The organism is Pseudohongiella acticola (assembly GCF_001758195.1).
Taxonomy (GTDB): Bacteria; Pseudomonadota; Gammaproteobacteria; order Pseudomonadales; family Pseudohongiellaceae; genus Pseudohongiella; species Pseudohongiella acticola.
The window spans coordinates 1,349,996-1,374,967 of sequence record NZ_MASR01000001.1 but is presented as its reverse complement, the minus strand read 5'-3'; the positions used below and the strand labels follow the sequence as shown (position 1 = coordinate 1,374,967).

The following is a 24,972-nucleotide window of genomic DNA, read 5'->3' as shown; positions in this document are numbered from 1 at the left end:
TTACCCTGACCGTGCTCGTTTTTTGAGCGTAGCGCTGTAATCCGCTATACTCAATGCATTCCCGTCTGCCAATGCGTGTTTCCATTATGTCTTCCCAAACCAACGAGTCCCTGGTGCTGGCGCCCGTCAGCACTGCCCACGGGGAAATTACCCTGCCGGGCTCCAAAAGCCTGTCCAACCGTATCCTGTTGCTGGCGGCCCTGGCTGAGGGGGAAACCCGCATCAGCAACCTGCTGAACAGTGACGATGTGCGTTACATGCTGCAGGCCTTGACCGCGCTGGGCGTCAAACTGACGCTAAGTGATGACAAAACTGAATGCCTGGTGCAGGGCAAAGGCGGGCGTCTCTCGTACGACGGCGCACTGACGTTGTTCCTGGGCAATGCTGGTACCGCCATGCGCCCCCTGTGCGCGGCGCTGGCCGCCAGTGACGGCGAGTTTACCCTGACCGGTGAGCCTCGCATGTATGAGCGCCCCATTGGTGACTTGGTCGATTGCCTGCGTGCCACCGGCGCCGATATCACTTATCTGGGCGAAGAATCGTACCCGCCCCTGCTGATTCGTGGTTCACGCCTGCGTGGTGGCCAGGTCAGCATTCGTGGCAATATTTCCAGCCAGTTTCTCACCGCCATGCTGATGGCCGCGCCTTTGTGTGAGGGCGATCTGGAGATTGTGGTTGAAGGTGAGCTGGTGTCCAAACCCTATATTCGTATTACCCTGGATGTCATGCAACGCTTTGGCGTGACAGTCGACAACCACGACTATCAGCGCTTTGTGGTGCGCGCCGGTCAGCACTACCGTGCACCGGGTGACATCATGGTGGAAGGTGACGCTTCGTCAGCCTCGTATTTTCTGGCGGCCGCCGCTATTGCCGGTGGCACGGTGCGTGTTCATGGTACCGGGGCGGCGAGTGTGCAGGGTGATGCCCGGTTTGCCGATGTTCTGGAACAAATGGGCGCAAAAGTGGCCTGGGGTGATACCTGGATCGAAGTCAGTCGCGGCCAGCTTAAAGGCATCGACGTGGATCTTAATCACATCCCCGATGCGGCGATGACCATTGCCACCACGGCACTGTTTGCTGAAGGATCGACTGCGATTCGCAATATCTATAACTGGCGGGTGAAGGAGACTGACCGTCTCAGCGCCATGGCCACAGAGCTGCGCAAGGTCGGTGCCACGGTGGAAGAGGGTGACGACTACATCGTGATTACGCCACCGGCAAGAATCCTGTCGGCCGAGATTGATACCTATGACGATCATCGCATGGCGATGTGTTTTTCTCTGGCTGCGTTTGGTGACAGCCCGGTCACCATCAATGATCCGGGCTGCACGGCAAAAACCTTCCCTGGTTATTTTGAACTGTTTGACCGTCTCACGCGATAAACGCAAGACGGTCAGTCGGTCGGTTTTCTGTCATTACTGCCAGTCGTATGACACGTTCAGATAAACAGTTCGACCTGGCCATGGGTGGGCAACGAAGTCGATATCGTTGCCGATATTGTCGACACCTGCACCCACTGAGAAGCCGTTTGCGAAGCGGTAGTCTGTCTTGATGCCCACGCGCGAATAACCATCCTGTGCACCGTACACGTTCTGCTCGGTGTCACGGTTATCATTACGGCCGAAGCTGGTGTCAGCATACTGGTAGTTAAGACCAACGTTCCAGTCATCACTGATGTGGTAGGTCGCCAGCAGGTTGGCACGCCACTCAGGCAGTCTTGGATAGACATTGCCTTCAATGCTGGGATCGACGCGATTGCGGACAATTTCGTTATCGGTGAAGGTTGTGTTGAAGCGGACATCCAGATTGTCCAGCCACAGATCACTGGCGTTGACGATAAATTCAGCGCCCAGTGTGTCGACCTGGTCAATCGGGATAAAGGTTCGCACAGACACGCCGCCTGCCAGCGTTTCTGACTGCGCTTCAATCACGTCATCAATGCTTTCCTGAAACGCATTGACACGGATATAACCGCCGTCAAAACCGTATTCAACCCCGATGTTGTGATGCAGCCCGGCTTCCGGTTTCAATGACGGATTGGCCTGGTTGATGGTGTTGTAGGCCTGATACTGGCTGAACAGCTCTTCCACAATCGGGAAGCGGTAGGCTTCGGCCACGGCGTAGCTCAGGGTCCAGTTATCGGTCGCCTGATAGGCGGCCGTGAATTTGGGTGAAAACGCACTGCGTGATTGACCCGGCACTGTTACCGGCTGTACGGCACCGCCAACCGATGTGGTGTAGTAGCCACTGTCGCTGTTGAATGATTCGTAACGACCACCCAGTGTCAACGCCCATTGTTGCGTGGGCAGCCAGCTCAGTTCAGCAAACGCGGCACTGACGTCTGTTTCGCCGCCACTGCTGCTGTTCAGACTGTCTTTGTCACCTGACTGGTAATCATTGGAGTCGTAGACATCAATGTTCAGCTCGTAGGCATCGTAGCGCAGGCCAGTGACCAGGCCGAGATTGTCGACGCCCAGGTCATTGAAGGTCAGCTTTACTTCTGCGCTCTGCCAGCCGGTATCACCGAAGTCGGTAACCTGACCCGCCGGTGTGAATCCCGGGTCTGCCGGATTGCGCAGTGAATCCCGGCTTTCATCACGGACAATGGCAAACTGATTGAAATTGCTTTCCAGGTCAATGCTGTCAGTCAATGGGCCACGCACACGCAGACCCAGCGACAGGCTGTCACGTTCCTGTTCGCCGACACCCAGACGACCGGCAGGAATGCTGATGCCATCGCCGTCCTGACGAACATTGCCGCTCCAGATCAGGTCGCCGCCGCTGTCGCGCATATAGGCGTTGGGCTGGTGGCCGGAAGCGCGATCTTCATAGGCAATGTTCAGTAGTCCGGACCAGGCGCCAATGTCGTGACCGATTTTGACTTTGTAGTTCTGGGTCTCGGTATCGACCACACCGGTATCACCAAACCAGAGCTGGGAGTTGCCGTACTGGTCGTTGCCTATAACACCGCCAGTGACATTGCTGGCTGTCGGACTGCTGTTGTTGGCGCCGAAGTAAAACGTCTGTGGCTGCGAATCATTCTCCAGGCGGTTATAGGAGAAATACAGGCTGGTGTCGCCAATCTTGTCTCCGAATGAAAAGAAGGTTTTGTAACCGTTGACGCGATCATCGAAGCCGTATGCGTCAAATTCCTGCGAGTAATAGGAACTGTCAAAATGGAATTCACGCTGCTGCGGAATCGCCGATTCGATCAGGACCACACCGCCCATGGAATAGCCGCTGTACTCAGCAGAGAAGGGTCCATAAAGCACTTCAACCTGTGCTATTTCACTGGCGGACACCATGGACCAGCGTGGCGAGCCGTTCCAGCGTGATTGCAGCAGGTAGTGCAAAGGCACACCGTCGGCAAACACCATGGAACGGGAGGTCTGGAACATATTGGCGCCGCGAATGCCGATGGTGCCGTTGGAATCGCCGATAAAGCGACGGCGAATGACCAGGCTGGGTTCGTACTTGACCACATCTTCGGTGGTGGCGATATTGATACTGGCCAGATCATCCTGCGTCAGCACGCTGGCCGGATGGCTCATGCTGGAACGCTGACCGGCGTCACTGCCCCAGATCAGTATCTCTTCGACGGGAGCAGTGGCACTGCCGTCTTGCGCCATTGCGCCATGACTGGCAACGGCGACCAGCGCGATGGCGCAACCAAGAAGCCGTTTGCTGAATTTTGGCTGGCCAGATGTTGGTTGACTAGAAGCTGGTTGAGCAAATGTTGGTTGAGCGTGTGTCGTCAGCATGAATGTTTCCTGAGTCTGAGTATTTTGATGTTGTCAGTTTACTCAGGCTCGGGATGCATTCAATGTGGCATAGTGTCGCAGCACCGCCAGCACCGATGTCTCTGTGCGGCGTCTGGCTTGTTAGCGCAGCACCAGCAGCGACACCCGGGTGCGTTTGATCATGGCGGTGGTGGTACTGCCCAGAATCAGGTGACGAATGCGGGAGTGTCCGTAAGCGCCCATGACCAGCAGATCAATGTTCTCACGCTCCTGATATTCCGCCAGCGCAGTGTCGGCATCACCGGGTATGATGGTGCCGGTGACGTCAAAACCAGCCTGGCTCAGGGCGTCTGTGGCTTCACGCAGTTGCTCGCGCGCCACTTCGGTATCCGCGCCCACCATGACCACGTGGTGCGGTACACCGCGTCCCAGCGGGCTGGCAGCCACAATCTGAATGCCTTTGCGCATGGTGGCGCTGCCATCATAGGCCACCATGATCTTTTTGGGTGGGGCAAAGGATTGCTGAGCGATAAGAATGGGTTTGTGCAGGGCGCGAATGATGCTTTCCAGATGGCTGCCAATGTGGCCGTGTGCAGACTCGGTGTCAGCGCCGCGTTTGCCCACCACCAGAATACGTGTCTCCGGTTCCAGCTCGATCAGTGTGTCGACCAGCTCACCATGACGCTGGCGTGATTCGGCATTGACGATGCCTTTTTCTTCCACACGTTGCATGGCCGCCTGCAGCATCAGCTTGCCTTTTTCCAGTTCCAGCTTGGCGCGTTGCTGATCCAGTTCCGCCAGTTCCTGCATCAGGTTTTCCTGGGCGCCCAGGCCCAGGCTGCCGCTGAGATTCTGTGCCGTGGTGTTCTCGGTTTTATCCAGCACATGCAACAGGCTGAGCTGCGTGTTCATGCGGCTGGCGCTCCACGCGGCATAGTCGCACACCGCTTCGGCGTAGATTGAATCATCGATGCAGGCCACTACCTTGCCTGTCATTTCCGGAATCTGAATGTCTGACATGTCGGCTGTTCCTTGTTGTTGCGGTCAGTTGTGCGCCGGGTTGTGTATCTGAGCTAACGGGGCGCTAGTGGCCCATCAGGCGTTCAACAGCATCAGGTTTGTCATGCACGGCAAACCGGTCCACCAATGTTGCGCTGGCTTCATTCAGACCCACGATATTGACATCGGCACCTTCGCGCCGGAATTTGATGACCACTTTGTCCAGCGAACTGATGGCCGTGATATCCCAGAAATGCGCGCGGGTCAGGTCGATAGTAACCTTATCCACGGCCTCTTTGAAATCAAAGCCACCGATAAACTGGTCAGCGGACGTGAAAAATACCTGACCCACAACCTGATATTCGCGATGATCGCCGTCCTGCGACAGAGTTGAACCAATATACAGGATGTCGCCGACCTTGCGGGCAAAGAACAGAGCGCTGAGCAGCACCCCCAGCAACACCCCGAGCGCCAGATTGTGAGTCATGACCACAACGGCAACGGTGGAGATCATCACAATGCTGGAGCTCTTCGGGTTCTTGCGCAGATCAGCGACTGACGACCAACTGAAGGTACCGATAGACACCATGATCATCACCGCCACCAGCGCCGCCATGGGAATCTGTCCAACCCAGTCACCCAGGAACACCACCAGAATCAGCAGCACGCTGCCAGCGGTAAACGATGACAGGCGTTTGCGGCCGCCGGATTTAACATTGATCACCGACTGCCCGATCATGGCGCAACCGGCCATACCGCCGATAAAGCCGGTGCCGATGTTGGCCACGCCCTGGCCCACACACTCACGGTTCTTGTTGCTGGGCGTGTCTGTCAAATCATCAATAATGGTGGCGGTCATCATCGATTCCAGCAGACCGACGATCGCCAGCGTCACTGAAAACGGGAAAATGATCTGCAGCGTTTCCCAGGTCAGCGGGATGTCCGGGATCAGGAACACCGGCAGGCTGTCTGGCAGTTCACCCATGTCGCCAACCGTGCGCAAGTCGATACCGAAGTACATCGCAATACCAGTCAGTAGCACGATGCAGATCAGCGGTGAGGGCACGGCCTTGGTGATATAAGGTAGGCCGTAGATAATCGCCAGTCCGGCCGCCAGTACTGCGAACACCGGCAGGGTGGCATTGTCACCGGTGATCTCAGGCAACTGCGCCATAAAAATCAGGATGGCCAGGGCATTAACAAAGCCGGTCACCACTGAGCGCGATACAAAGCGCATTAGCAGACCGAGCCGGAACACGCCCGCCAGAATCTGCAACACGCCGGTCAATACGGTCGCGGCGAGCAGGTATTCCAGGCCGTGATCGCGCACCAGCGTGACCATGACCAGAGCCATGGCGCCGGTAGCGGCAGAGATCATGCCGGGCCGGCCACCGACAATGGCGGTAATCACGGCGATGGAAAAGGAGGCGTACAGACCTACTTTAGGGTCAACCCCGGCGATCACCGAAAACGCAATGGCTTCCGGAATCAATGCCAGTGCGACGACGATACCGGCGAGCACGTCGCCACGGATGTTGGAGAACCAGCTTTGTTTCAAGGCATGTAACATGGATGAGGCCCCGGGTTACTGTGTAAAAGTAGCAATTATGGTTAAGTCATAGCTGCGCATGACGCGGCCTGCTGGCCGTCGATGCCATGCACAGACTGATTGCGCAGTCTGCCATCAAGAAATGACGGGAGTTTGTAGACGGAAACTTAAGGTGGCGTGGCCAGGGGCCGGTGCGCCGGGGAACTGAGAGCTGCCATGATGGCTGTAATATCCGGTGTCTGCGTTAGAGGGCGCGTATTCTAGCAGAGCTGATCCGGGAAAGCACCCGCCTGCACCCGCAGCTGGCCTGGCAGTGCGGGAGCAGGCTATTCTTCTGAGCTTAGGGCTATTGATGCAAGTGTTAATCCAGTGATTCGGTGACCACGGGCAGGATAATCGCCGAGGGTCGGTTGGCATCAAAATAGACCGTGTTGCGGGCTTCCTGCGCCGGTGTGCTGCTGTCATCCAGTGCCGCGCCGTTGTTCGGGTTGACGGCGAATCGGGGGTAGTTGCTGGAGGTGACATGCACACCAATGCGGTGGCCGGCTTCGAATGTCTGCGCCGTGCTCCACATATTGACTACCAGGCGTTCAACCTCGCCCGGCGTCATCATTTTTACATCGCCGGGATTCTGTCCGTCGCGAAAACGTGCCCGGATCGGATAGTCAAGAATCAGGGCTTCGTAACCATCCGGATAGATGTCGACCAGCTTGACCACAAAGTCGGTATCCAGCGCATCGGTGGCAACAAACAGTTCCATGTCGATATGGCCTGCCACCACAACATCTTCCTCCAGCACCGGTGTACTGAAACGCAGATAATCCTGCCGTGGACCGATTTCACGCTGATCGCGAGGGCCGACATCGGCGCCCAGGTTCTGACCACCAACGGTGGGTACCGGATTGGCCGGATCAAAGGTGTAGGTCTCGCTGGCGTCGGCCGCGACGGGGGGATCCGTGGCCAGGCTCATGTCGGGCTGCAGGTAGTATCGGGTTTCGAGGTTTTCCGGCGGCCAGCTGTCCATGTGAATGACGCGGTTCTTGTCGGACACGTTGCCCTTGCGGGCCGAGGCCATCATGTAAATGCTGACCGGCGGTTCGTCCATGATGCCGTTATCGATGTCCTTGAGCCAGTAATCCCACCAGCGCAGCTGCTCTTCCAGGCTGCCATTGATCATGCCGCCGCCCGGGTATTCAAGGTCGCCCTGCAATGTGCCGTGGCCAAAGGCGCCCATAAAAAGCTTCTGTTTGCCGCGTGCCTGTGGATTGCCTTCGTTCTGCAGATAGACAAAGTTGTGCAGCGACCCTTCGGCATAGATGTCATGCCAGCCGCCGACGTTGTAAACCGGAATCTCGACATTATCACGGTGGAACAGGAAGTCGGTGGCACGCCACTGTTCATCCAGCACCGCGCGGGCCTTGTAAGCATTGATGGCGTCTTCACTGACGCCCTGGCCACGAAGCCAGCCGCCGGAATGACTTTCCTTGAAGACACCGCCGACAAAGCGCGAGCGGTAAAACAGGCTGTCCGGTGCCACGGTGACATAGGCTGCGGTCAGGTTTGGTGGCGCCGATGCGGCAGCCAGATTGGACGTAATGCCGGGCGCCGAGGTGCCAAAAATACCGATATTGCCATCGCTGAAGGTTTGCGATGCAATCCACTCCACGGTGTCATAGCCGTCTTCGATATCATTTTCGAAAGGCCGGTTTTCACCCTCAGAGTCATTGCGCCCACGCACATCCTGCGACACTACCGCGTAGCCGCGCTCGTGATAGCTGGCAACACTGCGATCAATGCCGTCCTTGTCGTAGGGCGTGCGGGTGAGGATCACCGGCCAGGGGCCTTCGCCTTCGGGCACATAAACATTGGTGGCCAGTTGCACGCCGTCGCGCATGGGCACCATGACCACGGTTTTGTTGTCGGGCGCCGCCGGCTGGGCCACGCTAACAGTGCTGCCCAGGGTTAATGCCAGCGTGGCAGCGAGGCACCAACTGGTCAGGTATGTTCTCAGGTTCAGGTTCAGTTTGAACATGGCTGATTTTCCTTTTATTGTTGATTGTAGGTGGATGACAGCTGGCCTGCGTCAGTTCTTTCTGAACAGCATGGTCAGGCGATCACTTTCGCCTATTTCCAGGTATTTTGTCCGGTCTGCCTCGGCGACATCGCGCAGGTTCGGCGGCAGATTCCAGACGCCTCCGGGGTGATCCTTGGTGTCTCTGGCGTTGGCATTGATTTCAGTGCTGCCAACATATCGGAAACCATATTCTTCCATGGTGTTGATCAGGGTCTTCTCGTGAATGTAACCGTTGCCGGCGTCGCGGGCAGGGTCCATGCGGTGATCAACGATGCCCACGATGCCGCCCGGCTTGAGTGCCTCGTGCCAGGCGCCCAGCATCTCGGCCGGGCCCCAATTGAACCAGTTGTGCGCATTGCGGAAATCCAGAATGGCGTCCACCGTGCCTGGTTCGGCAAGTACGGAACGCTGACGCGGATGCAACTCAGCAACCTCAACCCGGTTGTAAAGATCAGGGCGGGCATCAAGCATGGCATCAAAGGTGCCGTTGAGTTGAATCATGAAGGCGGACGCTACCTCAGGGTCACGGGGATAACCGGCAGCGATGAGCTTGCCTTCGTCGCGCAGGTAGGGGGCCAGTATCTCGGTATACCAGCCGGTACCCGGGAAAATCTCCACCACGGTGTGATCAGGCTCGACGCCAAAAAAGGTCAGGGTGTCGACAGGGTTGCGGTATTCATCGCGAGCCTGATTGGTCGCGGAGCGGTGATCACCGGCGACGACGGTGTTGAGGGCATCGGTGTCCTGGGCCTCAAGTGACGTTGACAAGGCTAACAGGGCAGCGAGCCCCACGGCCAGTCCAGGCAGCCGGGCGGTGGAGCGAGTCTTGTGTTCAGACATTGTTCTGGTCTCGCGATTATTGTTGGGGTCAACACTGACTTTACTACACAAATGCATGTGCGTCAGCGTTCCGATATCGCGAGCAGGTAGCGTCTGGAGCGGGTGAAGGGAATCGAACCCTCGTCGTAAGCTTGGGAAGCTTCTGCTCTACCATTGAGCTACACCCGCAGACGGCACAAATTAGCGGAAGTGGCATCTTTTGTCGAGCAGCCTTTGCTACGTATCAGGTCGACCCGAAGCCGGAGCGGAAACAACCGGTCACCAATGGGTATTGGGATGGATCCCAGGACACGGTTTTACCTAAGGTATTGACCGGCAGCGACGGCGCGATGATCACAGATCGGGGTGGTGGCACGTTGCCCAGGCTATCGGCGAGCCAGTCGCTGAAGTTCCGGCACCATTGACTGATGTCAGCTGGGGGCTGATCCAGCACCAGGAAATAGTGCAGTCCTGAGGGGCTGCCGCCGGGGTCGCCACTATTGCTGTCGCTGCGCACGCGGGCTTGCTTGATGCCGATGTGGGTCTGCAGCGTGTCTGCCAGCAGTGCCAGATTTATATTGTTGCCGTGGATCTGTATCACGGTGTCGGTCCGGCCCAGGATGGAAAAATGTGAGCTGTCATGCAGCTGCAATCGGTCACTGAGCGGATATTGTTGACCATCGTCCTGGTCTTGCACTAGCCAGCTACCGTTCTGGCTCTGTAACGTCCAGAATGGCAACAGGGTGAATGCGACATTGTCTTGTTGCCGCCAGGCCAGGCCGGCAGTTTCACTGCTGCCGTAGACTTCGGTCAGGGTAGCGTTGGGATATCGCCTGCGAATGGCGGCGGCAGTCGCGACGGGCAGTGGCGCTGTTGAGCTGATGCCGGTGAAGCGGTCGGGCAGCTTTATCTGCTGGTTGAGCAACAGGGTCCAGACTTCGGGCGTGGCTACGATCAGGTCTTCATCACGAAGTTGTTGCGCCCAGTTTTCCGGTAGCGAACGCGTCGGGTGTATTCTCAGTTGTTCACAGGCCAGTGTCGAGGGAAGCAGCACACTCCAGATAAATCCGTAAATGTGATGGCAAGGAACTGTGCTGACAATGCGCTTTGGGACCGGTAGCAGCGTCTGGAAAAAATCCGTTTCACGTTTCAGTCTGTGCAGGCTGTGGGCGCTTGCTGTGGGTTCGCCGGTGGATCCGGATGAGTAGAAGTGCAGCGTGCTGTCGTCAATCTCCAGACTGCGCCGGGCAACACCCAGCCAGCCCTCGGCAGAGCGCCTGGCCAACAGCAGATCGGAAATCCCGGTACGGTCCAGGCCCAATGCCAATGCAAAACGCCGGGCCAGCTCAACCATGTCCAGCGAGCTGTAACCGAAATAGCGGGGGTCGGCGAGCAGACCTGATGCCGGTGTATCGCAGTTTAGCAGCAGGTCACCCAGGCCGCGGCGATGCAATGAATCGCTGAGAAAGTCATGCAGATACGTTTCCAGCAGCCCGGGTTGTTGCCACCACATGGGTCAGAGTCTTTTTACAAAAATCCAGAAGCTGCCACCGACCAGTGCCGGTTTCATATGTACCTTAACCTTAGTGGGTGACATCTGGTAATCGAAGGTGTACTCCAGCATGACACTGCCGCGGTCCGCGACGACTTTTTCAAACGCACCTTTGAATTTTGGTGTGTTGGTGCAAGGAGCTACGTCTGTGAAAAAATTCTTGCCAATTACCTGGCTGGGTGAACGTCCGGTGATGGCCCCTTCTGCTTCATTGTATTGCTGAATAATCCCGTTGGCGTCGAGCTGAATGGCACCAAAGGCAAGATCATCGATTTGTGAGGCACTCATGTTCGCCAATTTGTTATCGATATCCGAGGCACCAAAATCAATTACTTCCAATGACATACTGCAATCTCCAGATGTTGCGCTAAAACGCGGGGTTTTACATCAATGTGAAATGACAATTTGCCTTAAATTGTCCGCACAGTAATACGTAGAAAGAGGTGAGCCGGATCAGTCTGGCAGGTTGTTGCTGTCGTTGGCAGGGCTGTCAGTGGATTCATCGGGGTTTTCATTGGCCGCATCGACAGCGTCGTCAGGAATGCGGGTAATACGCACCGAGTCAGGGTTCTGTTCAGCGTAGGCACGCATCCAGCGTGCGGCCATCAGCCGCGCCTGTAGTGTGCTTTCTTCATCCATTTCTGCGCGCAGGCGTTCCAGTGAACTGACGGCGTGCTCATAACCAAAGCGGTATGCCAGTTCATACCACATGTGGGCAATCGACAGGTTCTGTTCGACACCCAGGCCGTCTGCGAATATCCGGGCCAGAAAGAACTGTGCAGTGGCATCGCCGCGATGCGCTGAGCGATTGAACCAGTAACGCGCCTGTTCATAGTCCCGTGGTAACCCGTCCTGGTCACTGGTGGCATACAGAATGCCCAACCGGGTTTGCGCATCGCGCAGGCCCTGCTCGGCAGCCTGGGTAAAATAGTCACGGGCCTGTGCGGCATCACGTGTCACACCCTGGCCAGTGGCATACATCAGAGCGGCATTGTACTGGGCATCAACACTGCCTTTTTCTGCCGCCAGCGTGAACCATGTCATTGCAGCGGTGGGATTGGGCTCACCGACCAGACCACTGATCAGCAGAACGCCAAGATTGTATTGGGCGTCACGATGGCCCTGTCGTGCGGACTCCTGGTACCAGCGCATGGCTTCGGTAAAATTCTCGGCCCGGCCCTGACCATAAAAGTTCATTGTGCCGACGGCGTACTGCGCATCCGCATCACCCTGTTCGGCGGCCTGCTCGTACCAGTAATAGGCTTCCCGGTAGTCCTGTTCGATGCCTTGGCCCTGGTCATACATGACGCCGAGGTTGAACTGGGCGCGCACGATTCCCTGTTGTGCCGACAGCGCATACAGCTGCATGGCGCGTTCGAAATTCTGTTCGGTGCCAATGCCCTGTTGATACATCAATGCCAGGTTGTATTGGGCGATGGCGTGTCCGATCATCGCGCCTTCGGTGAAGACCTGTAATGCGGTGTCATAGTCTTCGTCCTGAAAAGCTTCCAGGCCGATTTCCACGTTGTAACGACCGACAGCGGATGGTTCAGGGCTTACTGAAGCAGGCGCATCTGGCTCGGCCGGGTTATTTGCCTGAGCAGACACAGCATGGGACAACCCGCTGCACACAAGCAGCAGAATCAAACGATGGACAAGTTTTGGCGTGGATAAAGTCATGGCCTGATTGTAGCTTGGCGCAGAGCTGATAGCTAATCGGGAATTGGTCGGAGTGAGAGGATTCGAACCTCCGACCCCTGCCTCCCGAAGGCAGTGCTCTACCAGGCTGAGCTACACTCCGAAGGGGTCCTGCGTACTTCTCGCCGTTGTCGGTCCCTGCACAAAACATGGGCGCTGGCAACGGCTAACGGGGTCGATAATATGTCAGAATCGCTGGCAATTTCCAAGACCTGTCCCCAAAAAAGCCCCGGCCCCCGAAAAAACCGGGGGCAACGCAATGCTGGCTTCAGGCTCTGGCCTTGCGGTTATCCAGACTGAATGCACCGGCACCTGCGCCACTGAGGGCCAGAAGCCCGGCCATGATGCCCATGTTCTTGAAAAAATTCTGGGTTTCATGGGATTGCTGTAGACCTGCTTCCATGGTCCAGAAATCATGCATTACCAGGCTGATGACAAAGGTCAGCCCTGCCAGCACAAACGCAACCAGTGGCACACGATAACCAACAAGCAGGGCCGCCGACCCACCGACCTGGATAAGCCCGCTCAAAATCAGAAAGAAAGGAATCCAGAACATGCCATGCGATGCCATATAATCCACATGCATGTCGTACTGGGTAAACTTCATCATGCCGGGCAGGAAAAAGTAAATGGCAAGGATAATGCGGCTGGCGGGAATAAACAGACGTGACAGTGGATCGGGAATCATTAGGCTTCCTGCTTTCGGTTTTTAGTATGGTTATAAGGGTGTTCGAACTGACCGTATGGCGTCAATAGCCGACAATAGCATGTTTCGACTAAACGGTTTGTCGAGTGGTACGACATTGCCCAGCAACTGGATCTGTTTGCGTTCCGTCTCACTAAGATTGCCGGATGCCAGCAATATCGGCAACTGTGGCAGTGTCGCCCGAACTTGAGTGGCGAGCTCTATGCCTGTCATGCCTGGCATGGTCTGATCTGAAATCAGTAGATCTATCGTGGTTTTGCTGGTGTCTTGCAGGTGACGTAATGCCGGGGCGGCGGAAGCGTGTTCAATCACATAAAAGCCTTCGCGCTGCAAGGTCATGCGAATGGTGGCAAGCACCAGTTCTTCATCGTCGACCACCATGACTCGGTAGGCGGCAGGCGATTGTGTTGTTTCTGGCGTGGTGGTGTAGCTGGACACCGCCCCGGATATGGCTGCCGCCGCAGGCGTGGTTCTGAATGTCAGGGTGAAAACAGTGCCGGCGTCAGGGCGCGAATCGACACGGATACTGCCGCCCAGTTCAGTCACCAGCTTATGCACAATGGCCAGTCCCAGACCCGTGCCTTCGCCGGCGTCACGGGTGGTAAAAAACGGTTCGAAAATCCGGTGCTGGATGTCTTCGGGAACCCCCGGGCCGGTATCGTTTACGGTTAATACCACGTGTTCGCCAGAGTCGGACAGGTCCAGTTTGAAAGCCAGTTCTCCGCCTCCGGGTTTCATGGCGAGGCAGGCATTGGTGCCCAGATTCATGGTGATCTGGTGCAACATGTCGGCTGATGCCAGGATACAGGCGTCACTGGCGTTGATGGTAGTCGTGATGGCGATGTTGGCAGGCATGGTGCTACGCAGCAGCGCGGCAGTTTCACGAAGGGCGGGTGCAACGGGCGTGCTGCTGGCATCTGCATTGTTGTGCTGGCTGAAGCTGAGAATTCGTTTGACCAGATGCGCGGCACGTTCGGCAGAGACAATGGTGTTGTCTATATGTTGTCGCTGTGTACTGCCGACCGGGGCGAGTTCGCGCGCCTCTTCACTGGCCATGAGCATGGGCAGCAACAAATTGTTGAAGTCGTGGGCAATGCCACTGGCCATGATGCCGAGCGCGCTGAGTTTCTGTGAATGCAGTAACTGTTCCTGTAATTGTTCGCGCTCTTTCAGGGATTCCGCGATACGCTGGCGTGAGGACTCCAGCTCATTGATAGTCGCTTCCAGATTGGCCAGTAATCGCGCTGCTGTCAGTGAACCCAGCGCGCACAGGAAGAGCAATGTGCCGCTGACCCCAAACCAGGATTCGAGCGTGTAGCCTAAATCGCCGTAGGCCGGGTCGGGTGCCTGTGCCAGCACCAGAAGTGCACCATAACTCAGGAGGATAAGAAGCGTAAGCGCAATGCCAATAAAAGCACCGCGAAAACCAAAGAACAGTGCGGATAGCACGGGCACGGTCAGCAGCCATTCGGTACCTGCGCCCACTGGCCCCAGCAGCCATAACAAAAATACGCCAATAGCCGCCCATAACCCCAGGAATAGACCGGCACGCAGGTGATAGGGCGCCTGCTTTGCGCTGGCCAGCACGAACACTGCTACCCAGGCAACGTTGTCGATGACCAACAGGCTCCAGATTTGCAGTTGATAGGCCAGAATGACGCTGGGAATATAGGCGATACTGACCAGTGCCGCGGTTGCCCACAGGGTTGTCTGCAGAATGCGTTGGCGGATGCCAAGCATGCTGTTGTTGGTGTCGGCGGCGGACATAATACTCCGGAGTATTGCTTACCAGCGTTCGGGTCGCAACAGACTGCGCATGTCAGGGGTGTAAGGTACGGCGTAGTCATGCGAGGCCAGGATGATGCTGTCCCGGGTCCGGATCAGGCGAGCGGTCACATAGATGTTGCGTTCTGCAATGGCGTAAGTGCCGACCAGGACAACATCGGCGTTGTGTTCGGCGCTGATATCAGTCAAAGCACGCGACAGCAGAAACTCGCCCTGTCGATGATCTACGTAAACACTGTTGCGCAGCAACAGTTCCACGAATTGATAACCTTCGGCGGCGAATGCCGACACCAGTTGTTGTGAGGCAATACGGCCAAAAGAGGATGACAGTGACAAATTGTCGATGCTGGCAAAGCTGGCAGCGAGCATTCTGGCATTGGGGTCGAGCTGGTCGCCAGCGATGTCAATCAGACGTTGTGCAGCCTGGTGGTTGTTGGTAATGACCGGGTTGCCGATGGTTCTGGCGACGGTTTTACAGCCACTGAGGGCAGCAACAAAAATCGTCAGTGTCAGCAACAATAAGACAGGTCGTTTGCATACACGCTTCATGGCATCAGGTCCCGACCACACTGAAGGTTTTGCCCCGTGTCTGGTAATTGGCAAGATCGGCGTCACGTACATAATAAATGCGTGCGTCTGAGCGCAGCAAGCGACTGCCGTCATGCAGGTTGGTGGTGATAATGACTTCAGACATGGTTTCCCGGCTGTCGCGCCAGAAATGCGTGAGTAAATCCAGTCCTGCGGCCAGGGGAATGATGGCCAGTTCGTTGTCTGCCCAGTTCGATACATTGCCGGCAACAGCGGCGATGGCAAAGGCCGCGGAAAAGAACCCGGTACGTGGCCGCAGGCTGCGGCCATTGTCATGTGTCACCACCAGGATGTCGTAGTCCAGCTGCAGCGCTGCGCTGCCCGGGTTGAGCATGACGCTGGCGCCGTTATTGATCAGTTGCGCCGACAGCAGTCGATGATAGGCCTGCCTGAATGGACTGTCGTTGTCATCTGCCGGGGCGACAAAAAGGGCCGGAGGCGTCTCGAAGCTGTCTGCGATCAATGCCGCCTCGTTGCTGGCCATCAGGTCCCAATGTGCGGCTGAACGGGCGACGGGCTGTTCCGAGCCGGCAACGTTAACGGCGCGCGGATAGGCCTGAAATCGATTATTGCAGGCGCTGAGGCTACAGGCCGACAACAGGAGGACAAGGCAGGTAAGCTGTCTGTGATATGGCATGAAAAGGCCCGGTGATCAGTCGTTACCCCGGGTTATCGACTGCGTCGCAGAATACCTTAATGGGAAGTCGGTCCTGTCGGCACTGGTTTCAATTGCTGGAGCTGCTATAGTCGCAGGGAACAAACGTCGCAAAGAAGAATAGCCGAACCGGAAGTCACGGGCGGCAAAATAGCGGGTTAACCATGAATCTTGTTCTGTATGCCATACCGGTGTTCATGCTGCTGCTGTTGGTTGAACTGAGTGTGGACCTGAGGCGCAAGACCGGTTACTACCGTCTGAACGATGCCATTGCGTCGTTGAGCACGGGTATGCTGAGCCAGACGCTGGGGTTTGCGACCCGGTTTATGGGTTTCCTGGCTTACGCCACTCTGTGGGCCGTGCTGCCTCACGGCGAACTGACCATGACGCCCTGGTTGTGGCTGGCTGCTTTTGTGTTTTACGATTTCTGTTATTACTGGAGCCATCGCAGTCAGCACACAATCAATGTGTTGTGGGGTATTCACGTTGTTCATCATCAAAGTGAAGAGTACAACCTGACCACGGCGCTGCGTCAGCCATTCAATGGTTTCCTGATTGGTTCAATTTTTTACCTGCCCATGCTGTTTGCCGGTTTTCCGCCAGCGGTGGTGGTGACGGTGGGTTCGCTCAATCTGATCTATCAGTTCTGGGTGCATACGCGTTTTATCAAGACGCTGGGGTGGGCAGAGCAGGTGTTGGTGACACCGATGAATCATCGGGTGCATCACGCCATCAATGATCCCTACATCGACCGCAACTTTGGCGGTGTATTTATCTTATGGGATCGGATGTTTGGCACCTATCAGCATGAGCTGGATGACGAGCCCTGTGTTTATGGTGTGCGAAAACCCCTGCAAAGCTGGAATCCTTTTTTTGCCAATTTTCATGTGCACTGGCAATTGTGGCAGGACTGTCTGCACGCGCGGCGCTGGCGGGACAAGCTGCGGTTGTGGTTTATGCCCACTGGCTGGCGGCCGGCCGATGTTGAGGAACGCTTCCCGCTGGCGCGCTGTGTGCCGGGCAATCAGCAGAAGTATGACCCGAGGCCTCCGATGCCTCTGGCTCTGACCGTGCTGGCGCTTCACATTTTGTTGATGGGGTTCACGGTCTGGTTTCTGCTGAACGTCAACGTGCCTGAATTTGGTCTGGCATTGGCGCACTTTATTCCGCTGGGCGGCGGGCTTTGGCTCAACAGTCGCCTGTTGGAGCAGAAGCCGCATGCGTTGTGGTATGCCGTGCTGTTCTGGGGCAGCTGCGCGGTGCTGCCCTGGGTGGTGACCGGCTGGTTATTACCGGTTCAGTTGTCGTCTGCAGCCTTGCTGCTGCCCGCGCTGGTACTACCACTGGTGTCGGGGCGGCGGTTGCTGAGCCAGACCGTCTGATACGGAGCCAGCACTATCTCCTGGTCGTCCAGTGCAACGTGCTGGCCACTGACCAGGTCGTACCAGTCCTCGGTGTCGATCAGGTTGATGTCTGACAACGGAATGTGGTGCGTCTGCAGGGAAATATTATTGAGCGCAAAAATACTTTGCTCCCGATTGATACTCTGGCGCCAGAAGGCAAAGATGCCATCGCCCAGGTGCAGCGTGAACTGCGTTGCATTGGGGTGAAAGGCCGGTTGTTGTTGACGGATGGCAATCAGTGATTTCAGCGCCGCCAATACCCGGGCATGGTGGCTGTTGTTGTCCTCCAACAACCTGTTCAGTTCGCTCTGAGACCACTGGTGGCGATTGATGTGACGGTTGTGCCCACTCTGCGCCAGACGTGCCTCGTCATTGCCGGTTGCCAGCAGGCTGTGAATGTAGAATGCCGGTACCCCTTCCAATGCCAGCAGAATTGCATGGGCACAGATAAAGCGCTGCAGTTGCCAGGCGTCGGGTGCGCCGGATTGATCCTCCAGGGTGCAAGCCAGTGCATCCCACAGGCTGACGTTGATCTCATAGGGGCGGCGCTCCAGTGCCGAGGTCGCGCGCCAGGAGATACGGCCACCGGATCGTTCAATGCCCGCGAGCAGGGATTCAATCTCCTGGTCGCTGAGCAGGCCTTCGGCCGGCCGCAGACCAATGCCGTCATGCGAGGCGATAAAATTAAAATAGAAGGTGCCCAATTGGGCAGGCGGCATGCTCATCAACCAGTTTTTTATGTGACGGCAATTGCCGTTCAGCAGAGTGAATACCAATAGCGGTGGCAGTGAGAAATTGTAAATGCTATGGGCTTCATTGGCATTGCCAAAGTAACTCAGGTTTTCACGTTTTGGTATGTTGGTTTCAGTAATGATCAGCGCTTCGGTGTCGGCATGTTCAATCAGTGCGCGCAGCAAGCGCACAATCTCGTGCGTCTGCAACAGGTTCAGGCAATTGCCGCCAGGCTCTTTCCAGATAAAGGCGACCGCATCGAGGCGAAAAACCCGGATCTGATGGTCAAGATACAGACGGATGATGCGAACAAACTCCAGCAATACATCCGGGTTACGGAAGTCAAAATCGACCTGGTCGTGACCAAAGGTGCACCAGACATGCCGGGTGCCATCGGCCGTTGGCACCGATTGCAACAGCTCACTGGTGCGCGGTCGGGTGACCGCGCTCAGATCCAGCGCCGGATCGGCGGTATAAAAATAGTCTTTGCCGGGAGATTGCCCGGTAATAAACTGCTGGAACCAGGTATGTGATGCAGAACAGTGGTTGACGACCAGGTCTGCCATGAGTTTGAAGTCGCCGGCCAGTGCTTCGATGTCCTGCCAGTTACCTAGCGCCGGGTGTACCGTGTTGTAATCACTGACAGCAAAGCCATCGTCCGAACTCCACGGGAAAAACGGCAATACGTGCACGCCGCTGATGCTGCCTTTCAGGTGTTGGCACAGGAAGGTCTGCAGCGTCTGCAGCGGCATCTCGTCTGCGGCCGATTTGATGCTGTCGGCATAGGTGATCAGGTAAACATCGCGCTGATCCCAGATTTGCTGCTGACGGCCGGCATGCACCTGTTCGGGCTCAAGCCGCATGGTGGTTATCAATGACAGTGCCAGCTGCTGAATGTCGGCGCTGTTCAGCGCCGGGTAGATATGTTGTAAATGATTACTGACTCGTGTGTTCAGGTCCGCCATGGTCATCCTGCCTGGTTCATGAATTCCCGGGTGTCGGCTTCGACGGCCTCTTTCAATTCTTCGAGAATATTGGGTTGTGCGCTGCGCACCCGGTTCCAGCTGGGTATGAACGGAGTCTCCATGGGGTTGTCGAGAAAATATTCCCCGGCCGCCTTGATGTTGCGGGCAAACAGCTCCACGGCCTGTTCTTCCTTGTGGATATCCAGTGTCAGTCCGTTGATCAGCGCGTCGTTGCGGTAGGTTTCGACAAAATCCAGCGCGATACGAAAATAGCTTGCCTTGATGGTGCGGAAAGTTTCACTCGACAGCACGACGCCGTTGGTGGCGAGTTTGCGGAAAATGGCCTTGGCAATGTCGATGGACATTTTTGATAGCCCGGCTTCGGCATTGTCTGCCGACAGGTCCTGATGTTTGTGATCGTAATTGTCGGCGATGTCGACCTGACACAAGCGGTTGGTGGCGTTGTTTCGAAACATCTCTGACAGAATTCCTATTTCCAGGCCCCAGTCGCTGGGAATGCGCAGATCATTGACGGCTTCAGTGCGGAATGAGAATTCACCGGCCAGCGGGTAACGGTAGCTGTCCAGATAGTCCAGGTATTCACTTTGCGGCAGCACTTTTTTTAGTGCCCTGAGCAGGGGCGTGACCATCAGCCGGCACACCCGTCCGTTGATTTTTCCATCGGCGACCCGAGCATAATAACCTTTGCAAAATTGGTAGTTAAAACCGGGGTTGGCAACGGGATAGATCAACCTTGCCAGCATTTCCCGTTTGTAGGTCAGGATGTCGCAATCGTGCAGGGCGATGGCCTGACTTTTTCGTGAAGCCAGTGTGTAGCCCAGGCAATACCAGACATTGCGACCTTTGCCTGCCTCGGTCGGTGCCAGTCCCTGGCTCTGCAGGCGTTCATCGATGGCGCGCAAGCGAGGGCCGTCGTTCCATAAAATGCGGTGGTGCTGTGGTAACTCGGAGAAGAATTCGCGCGCATGTCGATACTCGGCTTCATTGGCGCGATCCAGGCCGATCACGATCTGGCTGAGATAAGGTACCTGTGATAATTCTTTGATGATATTAGGTAAGGCCGGTCCCTGAAGCTCGGAATACAGGGACGGCAGGATCAACGTCATCGGGCGCATTTTGGAAAATACTTCCAGCTCGTACTCCAGTTCCGCCAGCGGACGGTTGCTTAGATTGTGCAGTGTGGTGATGACACCGTTCTGGTGAAAGTCGCCCATACCTGTATCCTCCTGTTGATGTTCAGTTAAAGCTTTTTGAGCAGGCCTTTGATGCTGTCAGCCCATCCGGCGGGCCCGGTCTGGTCACTGATGGTCACCGGCCGCGTGGTCACCAGTTCGGGCAGCGCATGTGCCGGCGAGCGAATCAAAACCGGGTAATCTGCAGCCTGCAGCATGGCGATATCGTTATCACCATCACCCAGCGCAATGGCGACAACCGTTGCACTGGTCTGACTGTAGACGGCTTTTATGGCAGTCAGTGCTTTGCCTTTGTCGGTGTCGCCCAGCACGTGCAAAAAACGCCCGCCGCGCAGTGTCGATAAACCTTTGTCCGCCAGCGCCTGTCGGAAGCGCTGAAGCGCGTCGTCGCTGTCCTGCCAGATAAGCGGTTCGCTGAACTGCCGATTCTGGGCGCGCCGCGCTGCGGTCATACTCAGGCCCGTGGAGGCGCAGATATCGCCCAGTGAACAATCACTGAGAGCGACCATGCGGTAGTCCGGCTTGATGTCAGCCAGGCGCTCGCGAATGTCTTCGTAACTCAGCCCGGCGATCACCTGCCAGTAGGCGCCGTACGATGTACCACCGGCAGGCGCGGTGCGGAAGCGCCGCTTTGGATAGTAGGTGGCAGAGCCGTTTTCAACAATAAACGGATCCGACAGTCCCAGTTTTTCACTGAGCGCTTCGCACTCTGCCAGCGTTTTGCTGGTGTTGAATATCAAGGGTATCCGGTGTCTTTGTAGTTTACGTATGGTGGCCAGAGCAGGTTCGGCGGAATAGTTATAGTGATCCAGCAGAGTGCCGTCGAGATCGGTTAGCACAATGATCCTGCTGGCTGCCGTTGCTGTTTTGGGTTGACTGTTAGTCTGTTTGCCGGTTCGGGAAGTCATCACGGTTACTGATAGGCTCTGTGGTTCTGGTCGCAGATGCGGTGGTTTGTGTCCAGGTAAAAGGTGGTATCCGCCCGCTCTGGCAAGGTAGCGAAGCCGTGGCGGGTCAGTCGCTCGTAGTGTTGTATGAATCTTGCAATGGCGTCGGCGGACATGATCCGGGTGCCATCGTGATTCTGCGCCTTAAGTCTGTCTGCCAGTTTGGTCTCCTGCAGGCTTCGCCATTCCAGCACACAGTCAAAATCAGGTGCTTTCAACATCACCAGATAATCGATGTTTGCGAACAGGGCCTGATAGTCAGCGGCCAGGCAGTCGTTGACGTAATGTCGCCAGCGTCCATCGGTGTCCTCCTGTGTTTCCAGCGTGTTCACCGCCTCGGTCAGTGCGGCGTCTGTCTGCGGGCACACGCCGATACACCAGCCTTCCAGTATGATGACATCGCGTGGCGCTGAGGTGTGGCGGCGCGCCGACTCCGCAACGCAATCATCACTGGCTTTGTCGAATGCCGGCAGGGCTACAATGCCATGCGAGCTACGCAGTGACTGCACTGTAGCAAGCGCCAGCGCAATGTCATGCGTGCCGGGTACACCACGTGTGGCCAGCAAGGGGTGCACAGTCTGGCTCAGATGCTGGCGCGCAGCGTGACCAAGATAAAAGTCATCCAGTGATAATGCAGTGGTTTTCAGGCTGAACCGGGTTTCAAGCATCAGGGCAAGCGCTTTGGCCAGAGTTGATTTACCAGTTCCCTGTGCACCGTTTATGCCAACCACAAGCGGTTGTGGTTGTGTTGCGTGTCGCTCAGCCAGCCTGTTGGCCAGCGGCGCCACATACTGGACGGCGTCGGCAAGCCACGCTGGCGGCAGCCCGTCGGCATCGGCAAGCGCCTGCCAGAGATGTAAGGCGCGATCATCAGCGCTGTGGTTGGGGGCTGGCATTTTGACGTCCTTTAGTGGCCGCTGAGGCGCACCATGTCAGTGCGCTGCACCATAAAGGTGCGTCTGCGGTGGTCGATCCCATGTGGTCAGCGCCGTGTCCGGCACTGTGTTCCTTGCCGGGTCTGTGCGTTGTCCCTGTCGTGTGACGGCGCGCTGATGTGGTAAGCTTTCACGCAGAATCACAATTTGTCGGTGTGGATGCCACCTCCTGGCACTGGTCTTTCAAGGCAGCGGCGCTGGTAAAAACCGCTCCAGCCGATCACTCAATCGAATCTTGCTTTACTTAATAATGCAAACTCTGGTCCAGACATGCAATCTTCCCTGATCCCTGAGCGTCCCCTGATCATTTCGCCGACACTGGCAGCTACCATCGGCCTTGAAGAGGCGGTGTTATTGCACGTGCTCAGTGAATTGATGGCCCATCGTCCGGGTATAGAACGTAAAGGACTGACCTGGCTGTTGCTGGAGCAACAGGCGTTACTCGATGCGCTGCCATTCTGGGCCTGGATTGATATTCGTCGGGTGCAAAAGAACCTGCAGGATCTGGGTCTGATTCTGGTAGAGGCGCGCGCCGGTCAGGAAGACGGATGGTACATTGCCATCAATCAGCGACCGGCGGACGATGCTACGCCGCTGGCACCGGCTGAACCGACACCCGTAACGTCGGCGAAAGTGGCAATGGTCGCCGCCGGCAAAACCACGGAAGCGGGCAGGGGAACCGCCGGATACATTGCGCCTGACTGGCAGCCCGGCGATGAATGGCTCAGTCTGTGCCGGCAGCACGGCGTGCCGGATGCGTTTGCGCTGGAGCGGGTGCCGGGTTTTGTCATGTACTGGCGCGATCGCGCCCAGTCCAGGTTCTCCTGGGGTAACGCGTTTTATAAGCACGTGCTGCGAGAATGGCGCCAGGAGCAGACACGTCGGGGTGCCGCCGAACTTGAGACCACCATGTCGGCGAATTGGCAGCCCAGTCAGGATGCGATTGATATTTTGTGTAATGCGGGCATCAATGAAACCTTTGTCGAAGACGCTGTGCCGGAGTTTGTTTTATACTGGCGTGAGCGGGGTGCCCAGAATGGTACCTGGAATACGCGTTTCATCGAACATATACGCCGACAATGGGCGCGTTACAAGGCATCCGTGGTCAACGACGGGGTGCCGCGACCGATCAGCGAAAACTGGCAGCCCAGTGCCGAAGTGTTTGATGTGTTGCGACTCGCTGAAATTGACGAAGACTTTGCCCGTAACAAGGTACCGGAATTTGTTCTCTACTGGCGTGATACCGGGCAGCCCCAGGCCTCCTGGAATACCCGCTTTTTGCAATTCATCAAATATTCCTGGGCGCGGCGTCTGGACGCTGGCGCGGCAACGGGGTTGACGCATGCACGAGATAAACAATCTGCTGAACGAGGCGGGCAAAGCCTTGAAGCCACGTTCAGGCGCTTCACAGACAGAAGCTGGGCGGAGTAAACGCCATTCAGGCTCCAACTCGACCTCGGGCTCGGCCGGTGATAAACGATCAGGTGCAGACCACAGCAACGGACCTGACCAGGTTGACGCAATCAATCAGTTGTTCGCAGAGTTTGAGCTGGCTTACCACAACCAGTATCACAAGGCCTATGGTGACCCTGACCGGCTGGTGATGGCGAAAAAATACTGGCTGGAGTGTCTGGCTGATTTCCACCCGGAACAGCTGGTAACAGCGGCCCGGCGGTTGGTGAAGAGTCAGGATTTCCTGCCTACCATCTCCGCGGTGATCCGTGCCTGTGAAGAATCCTACGGGCTGTTTGGGCTGCCTTCCGAGCGTGATGCCTATACTGAAGCATGCCGTGCCCCCGCACCCAAGGCGGCTTATGGCTGGTCGCATCCGGCCGTGTATCAGGCCGGCAAAGCCACTGACTGGTTTTTTCTGGCGACAGAGGCCGAGGACAAGGTGTTCCCGGTGTTTGCCTATTATTACCGGCAGTTGTGCCAGCGCGTCATTCGTGGGGAGGACCTGCAGGATCCGATGCCACCGGCACTGGAAAAGGATCCGTCACAGCCGCTGACCTTTGCTGAGAGGGAACAGAGATTGGCCCGGTTGCGTGCCGCTCTCGACATCTGAAGGATTTCTGTTGCGATCCTCTGTTGCAATCTTTTGTTGAGACTTTTTGCGGCTTGCGGGTTTAAGGCATGCAGGCAGGGCCACTTAGTTGAGCACGGACAGTTCGCGCTCAAGCAGGCTGGCATCGCCCATATTGAGCTCTACCAGACGCCGCAGGTGCGTCATGCTGTCAACATCGATATGTTCACACACCAGCCCCACCTTGTCGTCACGGTGATTGGCAACACGCGCTTCCATGCAGATCTGAATATCGCCGCCCAGATGAATGCTGATGTCGACCAGTTTGTTGTCATTAATTTTCTGGTCTGGCAGTACCTGAATCAAAATGCCGCGCAGGGAAATATCAATTAACTGGACGGGCCAGATATGGTCGTCCTGCGTGACCACCGTTTCGGCATCAAAAAAGATACGCGTAAACGAGCGCTGAGGGTCGGTCTCGGTCTTGGGGCCGTTGCTATCAGTCATTTTACAGGCTCTGTTTCGAAATCGGGCGTTGTCTTCGGATCCGCTACAGATCCTCAGGCTCGGTACTACAGTGCACTCCTC

At 56.5% G+C, this 24,972-nt stretch carries 21 protein-coding genes and 2 tRNA genes; 4 read left to right on the top strand and 19 right to left on the bottom strand.

Going from position 1 to position 24,972, the window contains the following annotated elements; all coding sequences use genetic code 11:
- Nucleotides 1–86: 86 nt before the first annotated feature.
- Complete coding sequence (gene aroA / locus PHACT_RS05790) at nucleotides 87–1,382, top strand: 3-phosphoshikimate 1-carboxyvinyltransferase (protein WP_070118182.1); 1,296 nt, start codon at nucleotides 87–89, stop codon at nucleotides 1,380–1,382.
- A 33-nt stretch (nucleotides 1,383–1,415) separates the two neighbouring features.
- Here aroA and PHACT_RS05785 read toward each other — a convergent pair whose 3' ends face one another.
- The 14 genes from PHACT_RS05785 to PHACT_RS05720 all read right to left on the bottom strand — a co-directional run bounded on the left by PHACT_RS05785 (nucleotide 1,416) and on the right by PHACT_RS05720 (nucleotide 16,147).
- Nucleotides 1,416–3,761, bottom strand: coding sequence for a TonB-dependent receptor (locus PHACT_RS05785; RefSeq protein WP_245730607.1), 2,346 nt, complete (start codon nucleotides 3,759–3,761; stop codon nucleotides 1,416–1,418).
- 120 nt (nucleotides 3,762–3,881) lie between these two features.
- The gene (locus PHACT_RS05780) at nucleotides 3,882–4,760 is read right to left on the bottom strand and encodes a universal stress protein (protein WP_397389503.1); all 879 of its coding nucleotides are present in this window, start codon (nucleotides 4,758–4,760) and stop codon (nucleotides 3,882–3,884) included.
- 64 nt (nucleotides 4,761–4,824) lie between these two features.
- Complete coding sequence (locus PHACT_RS05775; protein WP_070116317.1) at nucleotides 4,825–6,309, bottom strand: SulP family inorganic anion transporter; 1,485 nt, start codon at nucleotides 6,307–6,309, stop codon at nucleotides 4,825–4,827.
- 340 nt (nucleotides 6,310–6,649) lie between these two features.
- Nucleotides 6,650–8,320 carry a CocE/NonD family hydrolase gene (locus PHACT_RS05770; RefSeq protein WP_070116316.1) on the bottom strand — a complete coding sequence of 557 codons (1,671 nt, stop codon included), beginning with the start codon at nucleotides 8,318–8,320 and terminating at the stop codon, nucleotides 6,650–6,652.
- 51 nt (nucleotides 8,321–8,371) lie between these two features.
- A complete protein-coding gene (locus tag PHACT_RS05765; RefSeq protein WP_070116315.1) occupies nucleotides 8,372–9,202 on the bottom strand; it encodes a class I SAM-dependent methyltransferase in 831 nt (276 codons plus the stop codon).
- Nucleotides 9,203–9,296: 94 nt separating this feature from the next.
- A tRNA-Gly gene (locus PHACT_RS05760) sits at nucleotides 9,297–9,370 on the bottom strand.
- A 55-nt stretch (nucleotides 9,371–9,425) separates the two neighbouring features.
- Nucleotides 9,426–10,694 (bottom strand): AMP-binding protein, encoded by a 1,269-nt coding sequence (locus PHACT_RS05755; RefSeq protein WP_070116314.1) that lies wholly within the window; start codon nucleotides 10,692–10,694, stop codon nucleotides 9,426–9,428.
- A gap of 3 nt (nucleotides 10,695–10,697) precedes the next feature.
- Nucleotides 10,698–11,078, bottom strand: coding sequence for a photoactive yellow protein (gene pyp / locus PHACT_RS05750; protein ID WP_070116313.1), 381 nt, complete (start codon nucleotides 11,076–11,078; stop codon nucleotides 10,698–10,700).
- A 108-nt stretch (nucleotides 11,079–11,186) separates the two neighbouring features.
- Complete coding sequence (locus tag PHACT_RS05745; protein ID WP_169819404.1) at nucleotides 11,187–12,341, bottom strand: SEL1-like repeat protein; 1,155 nt, start codon at nucleotides 12,339–12,341, stop codon at nucleotides 11,187–11,189.
- A gap of 116 nt (nucleotides 12,342–12,457) precedes the next feature.
- Nucleotides 12,458–12,534, bottom strand: a tRNA-Pro gene (locus PHACT_RS05740).
- Between the two features lie 165 nt (nucleotides 12,535–12,699).
- A complete protein-coding gene (locus PHACT_RS05735) occupies nucleotides 12,700–13,119 on the bottom strand; it encodes a DoxX family protein (protein WP_083264374.1) in 420 nt (139 codons plus the stop codon).
- 30 nt (nucleotides 13,120–13,149) lie between these two features.
- Complete coding sequence (locus tag PHACT_RS05730; protein ID WP_070116311.1) at nucleotides 13,150–14,904, bottom strand: hybrid sensor histidine kinase/response regulator; 1,755 nt, start codon at nucleotides 14,902–14,904, stop codon at nucleotides 13,150–13,152.
- A gap of 18 nt (nucleotides 14,905–14,922) precedes the next feature.
- A complete protein-coding gene (locus tag PHACT_RS05725; RefSeq protein WP_070116310.1) occupies nucleotides 14,923–15,471 on the bottom strand; it encodes a FlgO family outer membrane protein in 549 nt (182 codons plus the stop codon).
- Between the two features lie 4 nt (nucleotides 15,472–15,475).
- Entirely contained in the window at nucleotides 15,476–16,147 is a 672-nt protein-coding gene (locus tag PHACT_RS05720) for a hypothetical protein (RefSeq protein ID WP_070116309.1), read from the bottom strand.
- Between the two features lie 182 nt (nucleotides 16,148–16,329).
- Here PHACT_RS05720 and PHACT_RS15990 point away from each other — a divergent pair, with 182 nt between their 5' ends.
- Nucleotides 16,330–17,547 carry a sterol desaturase family protein gene (locus PHACT_RS15990; protein ID WP_083264373.1) on the top strand — a complete coding sequence of 406 codons (1,218 nt, stop codon included), beginning with the start codon at nucleotides 16,330–16,332 and terminating at the stop codon, nucleotides 17,545–17,547.
- On the opposite strand, the gene PHACT_RS05705 is transcribed toward PHACT_RS15990, so the two are convergent.
- From PHACT_RS05705 to PHACT_RS05690, 4 genes are read right to left on the bottom strand one after another with little or no spacing between them, the layout of a single operon-like run.
- The gene (locus PHACT_RS05705; RefSeq protein ID WP_317622248.1) at nucleotides 17,463–19,265 is read right to left on the bottom strand and encodes a sugar phosphorylase; all 1,803 of its coding nucleotides are present in this window, start codon (nucleotides 19,263–19,265) and stop codon (nucleotides 17,463–17,465) included. The genes PHACT_RS15990 and PHACT_RS05705 overlap by 85 nt on opposite strands.
- Nucleotides 19,266–19,267: 2 nt before the next feature.
- Nucleotides 19,268–20,500, bottom strand: a complete 1,233-nt coding sequence (locus tag PHACT_RS05700; RefSeq protein ID WP_070116305.1) for a glycosyltransferase family protein — start codon at nucleotides 20,498–20,500, stop codon at nucleotides 19,268–19,270.
- 26 nt (nucleotides 20,501–20,526) lie between these two features.
- Complete coding sequence (locus PHACT_RS05695) at nucleotides 20,527–21,387, bottom strand: HAD-IIB family hydrolase (RefSeq protein ID WP_083264372.1); 861 nt, start codon at nucleotides 21,385–21,387, stop codon at nucleotides 20,527–20,529.
- Between the two features lie 5 nt (nucleotides 21,388–21,392).
- Nucleotides 21,393–22,322 carry a hypothetical protein gene (locus tag PHACT_RS05690; RefSeq protein ID WP_070116304.1) on the bottom strand — a complete coding sequence of 310 codons (930 nt, stop codon included), beginning with the start codon at nucleotides 22,320–22,322 and terminating at the stop codon, nucleotides 21,393–21,395.
- Between the two features lie 309 nt (nucleotides 22,323–22,631).
- Between PHACT_RS05690 and PHACT_RS05685 the strand changes: the two genes are divergently transcribed.
- Nucleotides 22,632–23,792: a DnaT-like ssDNA-binding domain-containing protein gene (locus PHACT_RS05685; protein WP_070116303.1), complete on the top strand. Its 1,161-nt coding sequence runs from the start codon at nucleotides 22,632–22,634 to the stop codon at nucleotides 23,790–23,792.
- A complete protein-coding gene (locus tag PHACT_RS05680; protein WP_245730605.1) occupies nucleotides 23,704–24,426 on the top strand; it encodes a replication protein P in 723 nt (240 codons plus the stop codon). The genes PHACT_RS05685 and PHACT_RS05680 overlap by 89 nt, the downstream gene beginning before the upstream one ends.
- An 84-nt stretch (nucleotides 24,427–24,510) precedes the next feature.
- On the opposite strand, the gene PHACT_RS05675 is transcribed toward PHACT_RS05680, so the two are convergent.
- A complete protein-coding gene (locus PHACT_RS05675) occupies nucleotides 24,511–24,891 on the bottom strand; it encodes a PilZ domain-containing protein (RefSeq protein ID WP_070116301.1) in 381 nt (126 codons plus the stop codon).
- Nucleotides 24,892–24,972 lie beyond the last annotated feature (81 nt).